Genomic DNA, 17153 nt, shown 5'->3' on the forward strand with positions numbered 1-17153 from the left:
AATAGATGCACATCTCAGAACATGAGCCTATATCAGTTGTTATAGTCAATCATAATGCTGGTTTGTTGCTTGCAGAGTGCATTCTCACTACTCTGAAACAGGCTCAGCAAGTTATCGTAGTTGATAACGCCTCTTCCGATTCGAGTCTATCAACCCTAGATGCTAAACTTCCAGAAGAAAATCGTTTACACATTATCCGCCTGAATAACAATGTTGGCTTCGCCGCCGGTTGCAATGTAGGTCTTGCGGCATCAACCCAACCTTACATTCTTTTCCTGAACCCTGATTGTATCTTAGGTACCGATTCATTACAGCGCATGGTTCAAGTAATGGAGTCAGATCCACGTATCGGCATGGTCGGTGGTTATCTGATCAATCCGGATGGCTCTGAGCAAGGCGGCGGGCGGCGCGCCATTCCTACTCCTTGGCGAGCTTTTGTGCGTGCCTTTGGCTTATATCGCCTGGAAAAATACTGGCCGCAACTGTTTTTTGATTTTCATCTGAATAAACAACCCCTACCACAAGCCCCTATTGAGGTTGAAGCGATATCAGGCGCACTGATGCTGGTACGACGAGAAGCAATTAATGATGTAGGTGCCTGGGATGAACATTATTTTTTACATTGCGAAGATCTGGACTGGTGCATGCGGTTTAAACAAAAAAGCTGGAAGATCGTTTTTGTACCGGATGCGCCGGTTACCCATTTTCAGGGAACTTGCAGCCGTTCGCGGCCATTCTTTGTTGCATGGCATAAGCATAAGGGTATGGTGCGTTTTTACCGAAAATTTTTTCACCAGCAGTACCCGCGCGTGCTGATGGGATTGATTGCCTTCGGCATATGGTTTCGTTTCTGCGTTACCGTTATATTTTATATGGGAAGCAATGGTTACAAAATGCTGAAACTCGGACATGAATGAGCAGCAGGTTGGGTTGTTAGGTGCTACCAGTCTGGTAGGTGAGTGTTTGCTGCAACAGCTGATACGCAATCATTATCAGGTGACTGCTTTTTCTCGCCATCCCACTGCACAGAATCATCCACAAGTCACGTGGCAACAACTCAATGCAACGAAGACGGCAAACATACAAACTGGCCAGGAAATTCCTACTTGGGTATGTACCGCTCCAATCTGGGTATTATCTGAGTATTTTGATCTCTTATTGGCCTATGGTGTGCGACGGATTGTAGTATTATCTTCCACCAGCCGATTTACTAAAGACACTTCCTTCGACCACAACGAAAGAAAAGTTGCACTGCAACTAATAGAAGGGGAGGAGCTTGTGCAAAAATGGGCAACCACGCATGGAATAAAATGGATTATTTTGCGTCCGACATTGATTTACGGTTATGGACGGGACAAAAATATTGCTGAAATAGCACGATTTATCCGCCGCTTTGGATTCTTTCCCATATTCGGATCAGCCAGAGGATTGCGGCAGCCTATCCACGCGGAAGATGTCGCTTCGGCATGTTTTTATGCGCTCAATACGCTAAATTTAACCAATCGTTGCTATGATTTAACAGGTGGAGAAACCTTGCCGTACCGTGAAGTGGTTAAACGAGTATTTGAAGCATTAGATCGCACACCACGCATAGTGACCATACCGCTGCGTTTTTTTCAGATGGCCATAGGGGGATTGAGATGGTTACCACGCTACCGACACTGGACAGCGGCAATGGCGGAAAGAATGAATCGGGATTTAATATTTGATAGCTCAGATGCAAAGCGGGAGTTAAATTTTTCTCCCAGACCTTTTAAATTAACAGCGGAAGATTTACCTAGTCAAAACCGATGATCGGCAATTATAATTACAACTAATTCAATCTACTGCATATTTCTGATGAAGCATATTCTCTGCCATATTCAGACTCTGCTGTGGCTATTTTTAGTTTTCGTAATGAGTAGCAAATTTCTTATCGATGAAATTCAAATTTAAAGCTCCACAGAATGAAGTTGCGCAGGTACTCGCCAGCTTTAAACAAACTTTCCGCAACATTGGTGTTTTCAGTGCAGTCATCAATATGCTGATGCTGATGCCGGCCATTTATATGCTACAACTCTACGATAGCGTATTGACCAGCCGCAACGAAATGACCTTGTTAATGTTGACATTGATCATGCTGGGCGCCTACATTTTTATGGGTGCGTTGGAATATGTCCGTAGTTTTGTACTCATTCGCGTCGGCGCTCAACTTGACATGAAATTGAATAAGCGAGTCTATACTGCCGCCTTTGAGCAAAGCCTCAAACAAGGCGATAGTAATGCCGGGCAGGCTTTAAAAGATTTAACTAACTTAAGACAATTTCTGACGGGCAACGCGCTGTTTGCCTTTTTTGACGCACCGTGGTTCCCGATTTATTTATTCGTGATATTCATGTTTCATCCAGGTCTGGGCGTTTTCGCTTTATGCGGTACAGCGATATTAATCGCACTGGCCTACATCAATGAAAAAGTGTCGCATCAGCCCTTAACCGAAGCCAACTCAATGGCCATTGCATCCACCAATATAGCGTCTAATAACTTACGTAACGCCGAGGTGATTGAAGCCATGGGCATGTTACCCAACATACAATCCCGCTGGTATAAATTACATAGCCGCTTCCTGAATTTGCAAGCAGAAGCTAGCGAAAAAGCGGGCATTGTCACTGCACTATCCAAATCATTTACTGTCGCACTGCAGTCACTGATGCTGGGATTGGGTGCGTTACTGGTCTTAGATAACAGCATTACTCCTGGCATGATGATCGCCGGCTCAATCTTATTGGGCAGAGCAGTTGCACCAGTTCAGTTACTGATCAGTGTATGGAAGCAGATCGGCAGCACACGTAGTGCATACGAGCGCTTAACGAAATTACTCGAACAAAATCCGGCCCGAGAAGCAGGGATGTCGCTCCCCAAGCCTAGAGGCATTGTTGCTGTTGAGAATGTCACCGCCATTCCGCCAGGTGGAAAAGTTCCTGTCATTAAAGGATTAACCTTTTCCTTGGCGGCGGGTGATGTACTTGGCATCATCGGCCCCAGTGGATCAGGAAAATCCACCCTCGCGCGCTTGTTAGTAGGCGTATGGCCGGCTGCTGCTGGTAAGGTAAGATTGGATGGCGCCGATGTCTATCTGTGGAATAAAGATGAGTTAGGGCCACATATCGGTTATTTACCCCAGGATATAGAATTATTTGCTGGTACTGTTTCCGAAAATATCGCCCGCTTCGGAGAAATTGACGCCAATAAAGTTATTTTAGCTGCAAGACGTGCAGGCGTTCATGAAATGATCTTGAATATGCCGGAGGGTTATGACACGCCGTTAGGTGACGGTGGTGCGGGTCTTTCAGGTGGACAAAAGCAGCGCCTGGGCTTGGCACGTACCATGTATGATGATCCTTCATTAATTGTTCTTGATGAACCCAATTCCAATCTGGATGATGCGGGTGAACAGGCCTTATTAGCTGCATTAGTTGATTTACGTAAACGAGGTAAAACCATCGTCTTGATTACCCACCGTACCAGCATCGTGAGCGTCACCACCAAATTGTTATTATTACAGGATGGTACAGCGAAATTGTTTGGCCCAACCAATCAAATCATAGAAAAATTAACCAAACAACAGCAAGAAGCCAAGAAACAAGTCGCTCAAAGTCAGGCGGCTCAAACTGTCAATTAAGTCGGTTCAGAATCTATCAATTGATGCTATTTGATTACATGCAGACACCGATCCTCAAACAGGAATAATTATGAAACTTGTTGCTGAAGAAAAACAAATCGCTATTAATAACATGGCTACCGATGGCTCAAGTCGGGTCGAAACTGATGAAACCCTGCATACCCAACTCGGTTGGTGGATTGTTATCGCGGGTTTTGGTGGATTTATTCTGTGGGCATTCTTTGCACCGCTCGAAAAAGGTGTACCAGTTTCAGGCACAGTCACTGTCGCCAGTCATCTGCAAGCGGTACAGCATCAAACCGGCGGTATTATTGAAAATATCCTTGTCAAGGAAGGAGATCATGTTAAGGTAGGTCAAGTGCTGGTACGCATGAATGATGTTCAAATCAAGGCACAAGCAGAAATAACTCGCAGTCAGCTCTTTGCAGCACGTGCCGTGGAAGCACGGCTGCTGGCAGAGCGTGACGACAAAAATGAAATCATATTTCCTGCCGAATTACTGTCGCAGCAACATGACCTCCGTGTTTCCAATAATATTATTATACAAAATCAATTATTTACATCGAGAAAACTAGCCCTGCAACATGAAATAGCTGCGCTTGATGAGAGTACTGCCGGCTTAAAAGTACAATTGCGCGGGCTTGAAGCATCCAAGACCAGTAAAAACCAGCAATTAAAATTCTTAGAAGAACAGCTCGTGAATCTGCGTGATTTGGCAAAAGATGGTTTTGTGCCTCGCAATCGGGTTCTGGATCTCGAGCGTACTTATACGCAACTGATCGGAGAAATTTCTTCAGACACTGGCAATATCGGACGTATTCAACGCCAGATAGCAGAATCGGAACAACGCCGAATTCATCGGCTACAAGAATACCAGAAAGAGGTACGGCAAAAATTATCCGATATACAACGCGAAGCTGAGGCTTTAATCAGTCGCTTGAACGGGCAGGATTTTGAATTGGCCAACATAGAAGTTAAAGCCCCTGTCGATGGCATCGTGGTTGGCATGAATGTGTTTACTCAAGGAGGTGTCATAGGGCCAGGATTTAAACTGATGGATATTGTTCCCAGTGATGACATATTGGTTATTACGGGGCAAGTGCCGGTCCATTTAATCGACCGCGTGCATGTTGATCTTCATGTCGATTTAATTTTTTCTGCCCTCAACCTAAAGAAAACACCTAATATTCCAGGTATCGTCACCCAGGTATCGGCAGACCGTCTGACTGATGAGCGAACCGGGTTGCCCTATTATACGACAAAAATCAGAGTAACTTCTGAAGGTATGAAACAATTGTCTGATCAGCAGATCAGAGCAGGCATGCCGGTAGAAATATTTATCAAAACCGGTGAACGGTCATTGATGAGTTATTTATTCAAACCCATACTTGATCGTGTTCACTCAGCTATGAGTGAAGAATAGTAACGATGACATTCACCTGCAAAAAGATTTTTGCTATCGCTGGCATCATTTTATTTGGTCAAGCCAGCACTGTTCATGCGCTGAGTCTTCTGGATGCCTATGAAGCCGCACTGCAACATGACCCAATCTACCGTTCTGCACTTCATGAAAGTGAAGCAGGCCAGCAGGCGGAATCCATCGGACTTGCAAGTTTACTGCCTAATTTATCCATCACTCATTCACAAAGTACAAGCACCGGCACAATCACGCAAACGGGGGTTGCTGGCACTAGACCACTTGATTTCGACAGCCAGGTAAGCACCTTATCTTTGCGCCAGCCATTAATTAATATGGAAGCTATCGCTGGTTACCGACAGGGAAAAGCACAGGCTGACTCGAGCCGCGCCAAATTTACTGCTCGCAGCCAGCAGCTTGTAGTACGGCTAGTAGAAGCCTATGTAGAAACATTGCTTGCACAAGATCACGTCAGGCTTGCTGAAACACAGCGTGATTCCCTCGAAGAACTTAAACGCGTGAATGAGCGCATGTTACAAAAAGGTGAGGGAACAGCTACCGATGTGCTTGAAACACAATCGAAATATGCGATTGCACAGACCCGTGTGATTGAGGCCAATGATGAGCTGAAAGTCGCACAGCTTAAACTTGAAGCCATCATAGGGCAAAAAATAACCCAACTGGATCGATTATCCGATATGTTCAGCTCTCGCGCCATCCAGCTGCAAGATTATGATAGCTGGCACGCCTTAGCGCTTGAGCGCAATGCTGAGCTGGTAACACAGCGTCATGCTGTGGCATCTGGAAAGGAAGAAATTAGAAAAAGTCATGCCGGACACGCTCCTCGAGTAGATCTCGTTGCCAGCTTAACCCGAAATAAAGCTGGGTCATTCATTACTCAAGATCGAGACGTTAGCCTGGCTACGGTAGGTGTCGAAGTTAATTTTCCTTTATATGCAGGTGGTCGCGTAAACGCCATTACTGCTCAGGCAAAAGCTAATCACGCTCGAGCAGAAGCAGATCTGGACGCCATCACAGATAAAGTACTTGTTGAACTGCGCACTCAATATAACCTGTTACTGAGCGGCGTCAAAAGAATTGAATCACTAGAATTGGCTGTTAAATCGGCCGAACTGCTGGTTGATGCCACACAAAAAAGTATTCGCGGTGGCATACGCATTAATCTGAATCTTTTGGATGCTCAGCAACAATTACATACAGCGCGGCGCGATCTTGCCCAAGCACGATATAACTACCTGCTCGCCTACCTTCGCCTCCAATTGGCCGCTGGCACGCTGGTACTGGATGATCTCAGAAATGTAGCCAGTTACTTTACATTGCGTAACTAACCATCAACAATAATACTCAATATTCAGCGCTATCGATCACTTCTGTTCCTTATCGTTTCATGGCTTACAAATATCAAAAAGCGCTGGCTAACTCAAGTAAATACAACTCATAACTAATTAATATGCTGTAGCCAAACAGAATCATATACTTAATATGCCTTACCTGTATTTTTGCGGTTAATTGAACGTTATGATGAATAACAAGCAATATCAATGCTAACCCCGTCAATGCCAGCTTGAAACCAACAAATTTTTCTACACCATTTTCAATCAGTACCGCCATCAACCAATTAAGCTCTTCACCCCCGTTAGCCAAGATGTTGAGCGTGAGAAAAGCATCTAGTGCGCTTAAAAATAAAATGGTAACCGTACACAGCATTAAGTGGCCTGCATAACGATCAACATATCCTGCCTTTCCACGGCTTGCTCTACGGTTGCCTACTCTCCTTCCAGCTTTAATTCCCAAATGAAAAGGACAAAAGAACGGTATACTTTGGCGACGATCCCGGTATCGATTATCAGAAATTGCGACTGTATGAGTCATTCACGATACTCCTATGAGTTATTTATGCATTTTAAGTTATTATTTTTTATAGAATTCATCAATTCTTTGAAAAATTCATTTCATTTCTAGCCAAGTTTAGATTCCTCTTTCATAAATTGCAATGAAGTAAAAACTACTTTGCATTCATAAAAATTTCATACATCTAAATAAATTGACCCAAGTAAGTGATCTTAGAAGTTATCAAAAAAGTTTTATTCTATGCCACGTACAAGTTGACATTCAGTACCATTACCGTCCTGCTCAAGAAAATAGCAATTTATTTTTAAAGAATATTGACATTACCACCATACCAAGTTTTAATACGCGGTTCTATTGACTAAAGAAAGTAAAGAAAATGAAACGAACTTATCAACCTTCAGTTACCAAAAGAAAGCGTACGCATGGATTTCTTGTACGTATGAAAACACGGGGGGGCGCAGCAGTCATCCGCGCCCGTCGCGCAAAAGGTCGTGCTCGATTAAGCGTCTAATTATTGGATAATAATTTTATATTTTTTAAATTTGCTAAAATTCATTCTCTGCCAAGCAATTGCAGACTGCATAAGGCAATAGAATTTTCTGCAGTAATTAATTTTAAATATCGGGCCAGTGGTAATTTAATCCAGGTTTATGCAAAACCTAATGACCTTTTATACGCACGAATAGGGTTAATTGTTTCAAAAAGGATTGAGCCACACGCTGTCAAGCGTAATTGGATTAAACGTATACTACGAGAGACATTTCGTAAGAGCCAACATAATGATGCGCATTTTAAGAAAATGGATTGGGTAATACGAGTGCGGCGCTCTGTCACCAAAAATGACTCGACGCAATTAGTCGCTGAAACCCAATTATTAATGGTCCAATTACAGCAATGTCACGACTAATTATTGTTTTTATAAAGTTCTACCAGTACTGCCTGAGCCCTCTTTTTGCACCTTCATGTCGTTTTAGTCCAACCTGTTCGCAATACGCCTGCGAGGCTTATGAAAAATATGGATTATTCCATGGAACGCGATTGAGCATCTGGCGCATACTGCGGTGCAATCCTTGGAGCAAAGGTGGGTGCGAGCCAGTGCCCTAATAGAATAGAGTTTTAAATTCAGCAACTGCAACTCACCATTTATTCGAAGCTATCGATCAAATAACTGTCATAACATGAGAATATCGTAAGATACTGAGCGGTATATCAGCTGATTCTCGTGACATAGGACAATGATGTCGAGAAAAACCAACCTGATCAGATAAACAATGGAAACAAAAAGACTTGTACTTATTATTATTTTCTCCACTTCTCTGCTTTTTTTGTGGGATGCATGGCAAAAAGAAATCTCTCCGCCTGCCTCACAAGTAACGCCTGGAGCAACCTCAGATTCTTCTAATCAACGTCATGATCCACTGCCAGTACCAGGTGATAGGCTTACTTCTTCAGTGGAAAACTCTGGTGGGGTTGCTTCTGAAATAGAAGGTACTAGTCCATCTATCACACCCAATCTATTCGCAATTGGTGAAAAAGTCAAAATCACAACAGATATGGTGGTTGCTGAAATTGACACAGCAGGTGGCGATATACGTCAACTGGGCCTGTTGAAGCACCCTTCTCGAGAAGATAAAGACAAGCCTTATGAGCTGTTATTAGATAAAACCGCACGCTTTCATGTAGCACAATCAGGATTGATTGGTAATGGATTGCCCAGCCATAAGACAAAATATACTGTAGATTCTGATAATTACAATTATGAACTGGAGCCTGGTCAGGATAAAGTTGTCGTGCGTCTTCTGGCTCCTGGAGTCGATGGTATACAAGTTGCAAAGATTTTTACTTTTCATCGTGGCAGCTATGTCGTCGACGTTGAGTTTGAGATCGTAAATCAGGGAGAGACTACGGTTATTCCATTCTCTTATTTCCAAATGCTACGAGATGCAAACGAACCCACAGGCACTAGTGCGATGGTTCACTCGTACACCGGACCTGCGATGTATACGGAAGCAGAAAAATTCCTGAAAATAAAATTCTCTGATCTGGATAAAAATAAAGCAGAGTATCCCACCCATGCAGACAATGGCTGGATAGCCATGCTGGAACACTACTTTCTGACTGCTTGGCTGCCCACACAACAAACTCCTCGCGAATATTACGCGAAGCGTCTGGCGCCTAATCAATATACCGCTGGCGTCATTACACCCGTTGGCGCAATTGAACCGGGCGAGACCAAAAATATCGTCATGCCTTTTTATGCCGGTCCGCAAGAACAGGATAAATTGGCTGAATTAGCGCCGGGACTTGAATTGACGGTTGATTATGGATGGCTGACAGTACTTGCTGTACCTCTATTCTGGTTACTCTCTTTTTACCACTCATGGGTAGGTAACTGGGGTGTAGCTATTATTCTGCTGACAGTGACTGTTAAGCTTCTTTTCTTTCCTTTGTCTGCCGCTGGTTATCGCTCGATGGCAAAGCTAAGAGTCGTCACGCCCAAGTTGCAGCGTATACGTGAACAATACGCCAGTGACCGTCAGCGAATGCATCAAGCCATGATGGAGTTCTACAAGGAAGAAAAAATTAATCCCATGGGAGGGTGCTTGCCGATTCTAGTTCAGATTCCCGTTTTTATCGCTTTGTTCTGGACTTTAATGGCAGCGGTTGAGCTACGCTATGCACCGTTTGCATTATGGATCACCGATATGTCAGTGCCGGATCCTTATTACGTACTGCCGGTTATCATGGGTATATCGATGTGGATTCAATCCAAACTCAGTCCCACACCTGCGGATCCGATTCAGGCAAAAGTAATGCAGATTATGCCCATTGCATTTAGCGTTTTCTTTTTCTTTTTCCCATCCGGATTAGTGCTTTATTCACTTTGTAACAATATCCTATCCATTCTGCAACAATGGCAAATAACACGGATGTATGAAGACAAGGCTGAAGTAGAAGCCGATAAGAATAAGAAAAAAATAAAGGGTAAAGCTGAACCAGTCACAAAAGAACTTCAATTGCCTGCACCCGTCAACGAGGATGCAATGAAAGAAAGTGCAGCAGTAGGCACTAGTAGTGTAAGTACTGAGCAAAAGGAGAAACCACCAGCACCTGCTATCGCAGCAAGCAAGCATAAAATGCCTCGCAAAAGCAAGAAGCAACGTCGCTAATAAGTAATAAAAATAACTGGTTATTTTTCAGAATAACCGGTTATCTCAAGGTGGCAACCATCGTAATTCATTATGGTAAGCCCTGATATCATCGCTGCAATTGCGACACCGCCAGGCCGCGGTGGAATCGGTGTCATTCGCATCTCTGGCAAGAACTTAACCAGGTTAGCAGAAACCATACTTGGCAAGCTTCCCAAGCCTCGCTATGCGCATTTAAGCCAATTCCTGGATATGAACGGTCAAGTCATTGACCAGGGTATTGCACTCTATTTTCCTGCCCCCAACTCATACACGGGCGAAGATGTGCTTGAATTACAAGGACATGGCGGTCCAGCAGTGATGAATTTATTGCTCAGCCAATGCCTTTCCATGGGCGCCCGCCTGGCACAACCCGGCGAATTCACACTGCGCGCTTATCTCAACAATAAGATTGACTTAATCCAGGCCGAAAGTGTTGCTGACATCATCGCAGCCAGCACCAGCGAAGCTGCTCGCTGTGCCATTCATTCATTACAAGGCTACTTCTCAACCAGGATTGAAGAATTAGTGGATTTATTGATCACGCTACGCATGCTCATTGAGGCCACGCTTGATTTCCCCGAAGATGAAATTGATAACCTGCAGGCATTACACATCAAGGAGCGGTTGGATCATATCCATACACAACTTGAACAGATATTCTCCGCCGCACGGCAGGGAAACTTACTGCAGGAAGGCATTAAAATTGTTCTGGCAGGCGCACCCAATGTGGGCAAATCCAGCTTATTGAATCAACTGGTTGAAGAGGATGTGGCTATCGTAACAGAAATTCCTGGAACCACGCGAGACACGATCCAGCGCACCATCGCCATTCAAGGTATACCGATTCATATCATTGATACTGCTGGTCTAAGGGAAACGAGTGATATTGTCGAGCAAAAAGGCATTGAGCGCACGCATGCTGCCATTCAAAGCGCCAACATGGTAATCTGGCTGGTCGATAGCAGCCAGCAGCAGCCCGATATCAAAGATCAAATGTCTAATGCTATTGTCGCTAACAAACCGCAAATCACCGTATTCAACAAAATCGACTTACTCAATGAAGAACCACGAATTGAAGATGAGAAAAATAACATCAAAATTCATCTGTCCGCTAAAACCGGCGAAGGCATTGAACTGTTGCGCTGGAAAATACTGGAAATCGCTGGTTGGCAATCCAATCAAGCCGGCGAAGGCGTTTTCATGGCCAGACAACGCCATCTGCAAGCACTATCACAAGCCAGAATACATTTGGAAAATGCGCAAAGATTGACTAACAGTGAATATCAATTGGAACTTCTGGCCGAAGAACTCAGGCTAGCGCAATCTGCACTATCTTCAATAACCGGACGATTTACTGCTGATGATTTATTGGGAGAAATCTTTTCTCATTTTTGTATCGGAAAATAATGTCCACAAGCTAATCCGCCAGACTCAACGCCTTATTGGCAAACGCAAGCAAATCCCGGCTGTGATGTTCAATCACTTGCACCATGATATTCATATCCATTTTCTGGTATTCGTGCACTAAAATATTACGAAACCCGACCATACCCTGTAATTTGCGCATCATTTCTGTATCGATCAAACCTGCTTGTTCCAGCAAGGAAAATGATTCCCGGCTATCACGTGGCAATCCCAGCTTGCGAACCTTGATCAAGTGATTAGCGATGTCGATCGTCAGTTCCGCAGCGCGTTGCAGGTTCATCGCCACCGCATCCTGCCGCAGCTGATCATCTACAAAAGGCAAACCAGTATCCATGCGGTAATAACGGTCTATTTGCTGAATGCAACGTTCGATACTGACTTTCTTATTCAAAATCACATCATTCATAGATCATAAAACCTCCCGCTGCGCAAACCTTCCGCGAGAATCTCTGCACGTTCTTCGTTAAGCTTCTGATATAACGCAAGCACCAGCAATTCAAACTCATCAACGGTTGTTCCCGGGACACAAAAGATTTTCCGTCCTGCCATCACCACTTCTTTTTGCAACACCGTCGGTGCCTGGCGCAGATTGATCAGATCCACCTCTCTATCCAACGCCGCCTGCAACGCAAGATGCAAATCGCTCAATACTAAAGAACCGGCCTTTTTAGCTTGCGGTGCAGGTAACAGCACCGCGATATCCACATCACTCTCCGGCCGCTCATACTCGGTACCCCACGATCCGAACAGATAAATCGCCTGGGTATCCGGGTAGGTTTCCAGAATCTGTTGAATCAGTCTTTCGCATGAAGCGATACTGTCTTTATCCTTGCTCACCTTCAACCAACCTTTCCTACAATAGATCCAACAATCATACTAGGTTCTGATATGCAGTAAACGATTTGTCATTCCGGACACAGTGAGGAATCTTTGGGAATCAATGCCATAGATTTCTCGCTGTGCTCGAAATGACAGTTTTTCAGAGGATACCTTTGAAGAGCTCGGTAAAAAATGTCGTGCTCCTCAAAGGTAGGTTAGAGATAGTGATGCTTAATCCACATCCTCATCCTCATCCTCATCCTCATCCTCATCCTCAGCATCAGCATCATCGTCCTCGGGCACAATCGCCAGGTAATTAATAGGAATACTGATTGGTGGACCTTGTTCCAGGTTAGAGGAATCACTCAGTACAACACGTTTCCCTGTTTTTGGATTTACCCGGAGGAATAAGGTAGTCTCTCCAATCACTGCATCAACAGCGCCAACGATGATTTTTCCAGATTCTTCCACCACAACACCACGGATATTTTGCGCTACAATACCTTGCGCCGGATTGTCAAAATCGCTGAGGATGGTGCGCTGGCCTGTTTTGCGATCTACTCGCAAGAGGAATCCAACGCCTGAGGCAACCAGAATTTGCTTTGAAGTTTCAATCGCCAAGCCGGAGTTAAAGAACAAGTCGGTAACAGGCCCTTGTGCGGCATCCGTAAAATCGCTCAACAGTCTGCGCTTACCCGTACTTGGGTTAACGCGAAATATTGCCGAACTAAAATTATCTATATTGGATGTACCAATCAGAATTTTTCCTGAATGTTCTATAGTGAGGTCAGTGATGAACCTGCCTGAGTCGATCGCCCCCTGATCTGAGTTGTTAAGGTCGCTGACAAGAACGCGCGCGTCGGTTTCGGGATCTATGCGAACAAGTGTACCCCTTGGTGGTTCCTCCCTAAGTAGATTCGCTATTACCTCGCCTTTGGCATTCACGGCCAGGCCAAAAAAAGGAAACCCTTGAATATCGCCCTGACCGAGGTCACTGACAAGGGTGCGATGACCGGTGTTGGGATCGACCTTAAGAAGGGCGCCCCCAGAGTCTCCAGTAGAAAGGTCGGAGACAAAAATCTGCATTGTTTCTCCGTCACTGCAACGGTGAGGATTCCTGTTCCCGGATTCACCGCTCGCCGATTCCGCGTGCTCATCAGAGCGGCAGCGGAATACTGCAACGCTAGAGATGAATGATACCAAGTTACCTTGGGCCGCATTGCCAAAGTCACTGAGAATGGTACGCTGACCCGTTGCTGGATTGACTACAAACAATGCATCGCGTCCATCCGTCCCCCCTCCTCCGATAACTAAGATATCCCCGGCTTTGACTTCGGCCCGGGCAGGATGCGCGACTAACAGCAACCCTGCCAGCAGTAAGATACAACATGACAAGTAACGCAAACTAGAAAGCCACGTCGTTATAGACTTGGAGTGAACTTGGAATGCAGGAATGCAGGAATGCAGGAATGCAGGAATGCAGGAATGCAGGAATGCAGGAATGCAGGAATGCAGGAATGCAGGAATGCAGGAATGCAGAGGAAATATTACATGATCACGAGTGCTTGTCGACTTTTTCATCATCTTTCTCCTTTCCTTTTATGATTCGGTCAAGAAAATTCCAAAAAGTCATTTTGCCTGCGGAAACTGGCAGCTGGTTTATTGATTCCTGATTCCAGGAAATCAGGAAACGGCAAAATCAAACTTATTCAGAATTTCCCGCATCAATAATTTAAAGTTCCCGCCCCGCTACTATGCGCTCAAAAAGAATACGAAGCAATACTGTTGTGATATTGATCCGTTTGGCTGAATCAATTTAGCACCAACCAATCGCTTGCAGAATAAGGCATTCCCATTGATTACTCCTGCAACAGATTATTCACTTCATCTAAATCAAAACGCTCAGGATCAAAAGTATCACCGGTATCATCCGCAATCCATTCCAACATGCTGTCGTGCTCCGGATGCTTTGGATCTGAAATTGCCTCCAGGAACATCGCATAGCCCGGTACTCCACCAATATCCTCTGGCGGGCAGGCGCGGCTTCCTTTGAGACACAGCGGTAATTTTGCATCTGCCTCAAATGGCAGGATTTTTTCCAGCACCACGTCATGCTCCCAGCCATCACCGAAATCATAGGTATAGATCAATTTTTCCTTTTCCTCTTTCAATACCTGATCAAGCCGGTACTTGGCTTCATCGTAGATATCCTCAGGAAAATCCTCATCCGGCATGCCATAACGATCCCTCCCTTTGGTAAATTCATGCAGATGCGAATCGGTCCATCCTATCACGATTTGCAAGATAGTATGGACGTCCGCCAAACTGGCTGTGCTTGCTATCAAAAACCTGCGCCATATCGGCGGCCGGATACCTTTAAGAGTAACCTTGAGCTGATAGATTGATCGTAAAGATTTTGCTGCTGCACGTACACCCATTGGCATTTCTCCCAAAAAGATAATCGTATATCCGGTCACAAATATCGGATATCTTGTTTTCGTCATTGTATTGTTGTTTACATTACTACAAAAACGCTGATTCGAATTGTTACCCGATAATGGGAAACAATAAGGTTTTTATCATTATAGCCTCATCACAACGATAATCTATGTTGATGCGGCTTCTTCTGAGCAATACGCTTAATTCTTTCCTCTGTTAAAATCAGCAATTCTCTTTCCTTGACATGAGCCTGATTTCATTATGAATACCCCTTGCCCGCTTGATCACGTTCGCATCGTGCTCAGCCATACCAGTCATCCTGGCAATATCGGCGCGGCAGCACGGGCGATGAAAACGATGGGACTGAATGCGTTGTATCTGATCAATCCAAAGTTTTTTCCCGATACGGAAGCAGAAGCCAGGGCTGCCAATGCACTTGATGTTCTGCAACAAGCCAAGGTTTGCAGTGAATTGGATCAGGCCCTGGAAGATACCGTGCTCGCGGCAGCGGTGACAGCTCGGCCACGCGAACTTTCGCATGCAGTGTTCGATGCGCGGCAGGGAGCGCGGGAGTTATTGCGCTATGCATGGCAGCAGCCGGTGGCTTTATTGTTTGGCACGGAAAATTCGGGACTGACGACTGCAGAGGTGAATAAATGCCAGATCATTATTCATATTCCGGCCAATCCACAATACCCCTCACTCAACTTGGCAAGTGCTGTGCAGGTAATGACTTATGAGCTGCGCATGGCGCTGACAGAAAATGTAGCCCCTGCAGCCGCCATCGATCCCTTGGCCAGTTTTAACGAGCTGGAACTATTGTATGCACACCTTGAACAGTTGATGATCGCCAGCGGTTTTCTCGATCCAGGAAAGCCCAAGCTGTTGATGCAACGCATCCGCCGTTTGTTTGCCCGAGCACGGCTGGAGAAAGAAGAAGTTCAGATTTTGCGCGGTATTTTGACGACTCTAGGCAAGCGCTGGTAAGCGCTGATACTTTTCTTAAGCGCTTTCCTAATTTTTCTTGATCAGTGTGCCGACCCCTTGGTCGGTCAGAATTTCGAGTAGCAATGCATGCTCCACCCGCCCGTCGATAATATGGCAGGATTTGACACCCATTTTGACCGCATCCAGTGCCGAGCCAATCTTCGGCAGCATGCCGCCAGAGATGGTACCATCAGCAAACAATTCGTCGACTCGTTGCGCAGTCAGACCGGTCAGCAGGTTGCCATCTTTATCCAGCACACCCGCTGTATTGGTTAACAAAATCAGTTTTTCCGCCTGCAGAATTTCCGCCAGTTTGCCGGCCACCAGATCGGCGTTGATGTTATACGCTTCGCCTTCGATACCAACACCAATCGGCGCGATTATCGGGATAAAATCCTGTGTATCAAGGAGTGCAATGAGCGACGGGTCGATCGATTCGATTTCGCCAACTTGGCCAATATTGATCCATTTCCCCGCAGTTTCGCGGTCGGCCATTAGCATTTTCCTGGCGCGGATAAAAGCTCCATCTTTGCCTGTCAGACCAACTGCCTTGCCGCCGTGGCGATTGATCAGATTGACAATATCTTTGTTCACCGATCCACCCAGCACCATTTCCACCACATCCATGGTTTCCGCATCGGTGACGCGCATACCCTGGATAAATTCACCTTGCTTGCCGACGCGTTTAAGCATGTCATCAATCTGCGGACCACCTCCATGAACAACTACTGGGTTCATACCGACCAGCTTCAGCAGCACCACATCACGCGCGAATCCTTGTTTGAGATGTTCCTCAACCATAGCATTGCCGCCATATTTTATGACGATGGTTTTACCATGAAAGCGTTGAATATAGGGTAGCGCTTCCGCCAGAATTTTGGCTTTGTCTTTCGCAAGAGCTTGGGAATTCAGCATAGCTTTCTCAATCAGTTCAATTAATTCTAGAAATTCTATTTAGATGGTACAGTTACAGATTCACTCGAGAGCAATGTGCAAGAACTCTTCATCCTGCATGAGTTCGTGCAAGCTTAATTTCTGCCATAATCGCTCTTCTGTATCCTGATATTGCGCGGTAATGCCCTTAGGCAATCTTGTCTTTGCCAATTTAGTGGGGGTAAATTCAGACAAATTTCTAATCCCCATCATGCTGTTGACTATGAAACCTGTATACATTTTATCGCCGGGTGAAACCAGTAATATGCGTGACTTTAAATTAAATGGCATGGGATGGTAGCCGAAATAAACACCTAATTCCAATTCTATTTAGGAACAGCATTAATAATCCAATCCCATCCGGTAATGCCGCGCATAGTTTCCTGGTTTGATTCGAGGCTTTTTAGCGCGC

18 protein-coding genes are annotated in these 17153 nt (G+C 45.1%); 11 read left to right on the plus strand and 7 right to left on the minus strand.

Translation table 11 applies throughout. The features are described from left to right. Positions 1-5 precede the first annotated feature (5 nt). From BM021_RS11270 to BM021_RS11290, 5 genes are all read left to right on the plus strand, one after another. Complete coding sequence (locus BM021_RS11270; protein ID WP_090721134.1) at positions 6-917, plus strand: glycosyltransferase family 2 protein; 912 nt, start codon at positions 6-8, stop codon at positions 915-917. Further along, positions 910-1794 carry an NAD-dependent epimerase/dehydratase family protein gene (locus BM021_RS11275; RefSeq protein ID WP_090721135.1) on the plus strand — a complete coding sequence of 295 codons (885 nt, stop codon included), beginning with the start codon at positions 910-912 and terminating at the stop codon, positions 1792-1794. The genes BM021_RS11270 and BM021_RS11275 overlap by 8 nt, the downstream gene beginning before the upstream one ends. Positions 1795-1918: 124 nt before the next feature. Continuing rightward, entirely contained in the window at positions 1919-3658 is a 1740-nt protein-coding gene (locus BM021_RS11280; protein WP_090721136.1) for a type I secretion system permease/ATPase, read from the plus strand. A 70-nt stretch (positions 3659-3728) separates the two neighbouring features. Next, positions 3729-5081, plus strand: coding sequence for an HlyD family type I secretion periplasmic adaptor subunit (locus BM021_RS11285; protein ID WP_090721137.1), 1353 nt, complete (start codon positions 3729-3731; stop codon positions 5079-5081). Between the two features lie 5 nt (positions 5082-5086). Further along, a complete protein-coding gene (locus BM021_RS11290) occupies positions 5087-6424 on the plus strand; it encodes a TolC family outer membrane protein (protein ID WP_090721138.1) in 1338 nt (445 codons plus the stop codon). Positions 6425-6497: 73 nt separating this feature from the next. On the opposite strand, the gene BM021_RS11295 is transcribed toward BM021_RS11290, so the two are convergent. Further along, positions 6498-6968: a DUF5658 family protein gene (locus BM021_RS11295; protein WP_090721139.1), complete on the minus strand. Its 471-nt coding sequence runs from the start codon at positions 6966-6968 to the stop codon at positions 6498-6500. Positions 6969-7323: 355 nt separating this feature from the next. Between BM021_RS11295 and rpmH the strand changes: the two genes are divergently transcribed. The 5 genes from rpmH to mnmE all read left to right on the plus strand — a co-directional run bounded on the left by rpmH (position 7324) and on the right by mnmE (position 11545). Next, complete coding sequence (gene rpmH, locus BM021_RS11300; RefSeq protein ID WP_090721140.1) at positions 7324-7458, plus strand: 50S ribosomal protein L34; 135 nt, start codon at positions 7324-7326, stop codon at positions 7456-7458. A 3-nt stretch (positions 7459-7461) separates the two neighbouring features. Further along, positions 7462-7854 (plus strand): ribonuclease P protein component, encoded by a 393-nt coding sequence (gene rnpA / locus BM021_RS11305; protein ID WP_256207882.1) that lies wholly within the window; start codon positions 7462-7464, stop codon positions 7852-7854. Next, positions 7842-8051, plus strand: coding sequence for a membrane protein insertion efficiency factor YidD (gene yidD / locus BM021_RS11310; protein ID WP_090721141.1), 210 nt, complete (start codon positions 7842-7844; stop codon positions 8049-8051). Before rnpA ends, yidD begins: the two co-directional genes overlap by 13 nt. Positions 8052-8218: 167 nt before the next feature. Then, a complete protein-coding gene (gene yidC, locus BM021_RS11315) occupies positions 8219-10117 on the plus strand; it encodes a membrane protein insertase YidC (protein ID WP_090721142.1) in 1899 nt (632 codons plus the stop codon). Between the two features lie 72 nt (positions 10118-10189). After that, positions 10190-11545, plus strand: a complete 1356-nt coding sequence (mnmE, locus tag BM021_RS11320) for a tRNA uridine-5-carboxymethylaminomethyl(34) synthesis GTPase MnmE (RefSeq protein WP_090721143.1) — start codon at positions 10190-10192, stop codon at positions 11543-11545. A gap of 10 nt (positions 11546-11555) precedes the next feature. On the opposite strand, the gene BM021_RS11325 is transcribed toward mnmE, so the two are convergent. From BM021_RS11325 to BM021_RS11340, 4 genes are all read right to left on the minus strand, one after another. Continuing rightward, the gene (locus BM021_RS11325; protein ID WP_090721144.1) at positions 11556-11969 is read right to left on the minus strand and encodes a type VII toxin-antitoxin system HepT family RNase toxin; all 414 of its coding nucleotides are present in this window, start codon (positions 11967-11969) and stop codon (positions 11556-11558) included. After that, positions 11966-12400 carry a type VII toxin-antitoxin system MntA family adenylyltransferase antitoxin gene (locus BM021_RS11330; protein WP_256207884.1) on the minus strand — a complete coding sequence of 145 codons (435 nt, stop codon included), beginning with the start codon at positions 12398-12400 and terminating at the stop codon, positions 11966-11968. The genes BM021_RS11325 and BM021_RS11330 overlap by 4 nt, the downstream gene beginning before the upstream one ends. A 213-nt stretch (positions 12401-12613) precedes the next feature. After that, complete coding sequence (locus BM021_RS11335; protein ID WP_143074331.1) at positions 12614-13966, minus strand: hypothetical protein; 1353 nt, start codon at positions 13964-13966, stop codon at positions 12614-12616. A gap of 275 nt (positions 13967-14241) precedes the next feature. Further along, positions 14242-14886 (minus strand): plasmid pRiA4b ORF-3 family protein, encoded by a 645-nt coding sequence (locus BM021_RS11340; RefSeq protein WP_256207883.1) that lies wholly within the window; start codon positions 14884-14886, stop codon positions 14242-14244. A 196-nt stretch (positions 14887-15082) separates the two neighbouring features. Here BM021_RS11340 and BM021_RS11345 point away from each other — a divergent pair, with 196 nt between their 5' ends. Next, positions 15083-15808 (plus strand): RNA methyltransferase, encoded by a 726-nt coding sequence (locus BM021_RS11345; RefSeq protein WP_090721147.1) that lies wholly within the window; start codon positions 15083-15085, stop codon positions 15806-15808. A gap of 27 nt (positions 15809-15835) precedes the next feature. Here the strand turns inward: BM021_RS11345 and argB are convergent, their stop codons facing one another. Together argB and BM021_RS11355 are read right to left on the minus strand one after the other, a co-directional pair. Continuing rightward, positions 15836-16723, minus strand: coding sequence for an acetylglutamate kinase (gene argB, locus BM021_RS11350; protein WP_090721148.1), 888 nt, complete (start codon positions 16721-16723; stop codon positions 15836-15838). 60 nt (positions 16724-16783) lie between these two features. Beyond that, positions 16784-17032 (minus strand): hypothetical protein, encoded by a 249-nt coding sequence (locus BM021_RS11355; protein WP_090721149.1) that lies wholly within the window; start codon positions 17030-17032, stop codon positions 16784-16786. Positions 17033-17153 lie beyond the last annotated feature (121 nt).

Source organism: Nitrosomonas sp. Nm166 (assembly GCF_900112825.1).
Lineage (GTDB): Bacteria > Pseudomonadota > Gammaproteobacteria > Burkholderiales > Nitrosomonadaceae > Nitrosomonas.